Raw genomic sequence first — 721 nt, forward strand, 5'->3', positions numbered from 1 at the left:
CTGCGGCACCTCAACTCCGATTTAATGAACGCAATATTCACAAGCAATGCGTGGTGTGCAACCAGCACAAAAGCGGAAATCTCGTTCCGTATCGCGTCGAACTGATTAGCCGCATCGGGCAGGAAGCAGTAGACGAAATCGAATCAAACCATAACCGCCATCGCTGGACTATCGAAGAGTGCAAGGCGATCAAGGCAGAGTACCAACAGAAACTCAAAGACCTGCGAAATAGCAGAAGTGAGGCCGCATGACGTTCTCAGTAAAAACCATTCCAGACATGCTCGTTGAAACATACGGAAATCAGACAGAAGTAGCACGCAGACTGAAATGTAGTCGCGGTACGGTCAGAAAATACGTTGATGATAAAGACGGGAAAATGCACGCCATCGTCAACGACGTTCTCATGGTTCATCGCGGATGGAGTGAAAGAGATGCGCTATTACGAAAAAATTGATGGCAGCAAATACCGAAATATTTGGGTAGTTGGCGATCTGCACGGATGCTACACGAACCTGATGAACAAACTGGATACGATTGGATTCGACAACAAAAAAGACCTGCTTATCTCGGTGGGCGATTTGGTTGATCGTGGTGCAGAGAACGTTGAATGCCTGGAATTAATCACATTCCCCTGGTTCAGAGCTGTACGTGGAAACCATGAGCAAATGATGATTGATGGCTTATCAGAGCGTGGAAACGTTAATCACTGGCTGCTTAATGG

General features: G+C 46.9%; 3 protein-coding genes. All 3 read left to right on the forward strand.

Translation table 11 applies throughout. From position 1 onward, the window contains the following. A partial coding sequence (locus tag P2Q00_RS50615; RefSeq protein WP_197092563.1) for a recombination protein NinG occupies window positions 1-251 on the forward strand: 251 nt, incomplete at its 5' end. Then, on the forward strand, window positions 248-454 hold the full coding sequence (locus tag P2Q00_RS50620) for a phage NinH family protein (RefSeq protein ID WP_002901791.1): 207 nt from the start codon (window positions 248-250) through the stop codon (window positions 452-454). The genes P2Q00_RS50615 and P2Q00_RS50620, both read left to right, overlap by 4 nt. Further along, on the forward strand, window positions 432-721 hold a 290-nt coding region (locus P2Q00_RS50625; protein WP_048031055.1), incomplete at its 3' end, for a metallophosphoesterase. The genes P2Q00_RS50620 and P2Q00_RS50625, both read left to right, overlap by 23 nt.

Origin of the sequence: Streptomyces coacervatus (assembly GCF_029223485.1) — a bacterium.
Classification (GTDB): Bacteria; Actinomycetota; Actinomycetes; order Streptomycetales; family Streptomycetaceae; genus Streptomyces; species Streptomyces coacervatus.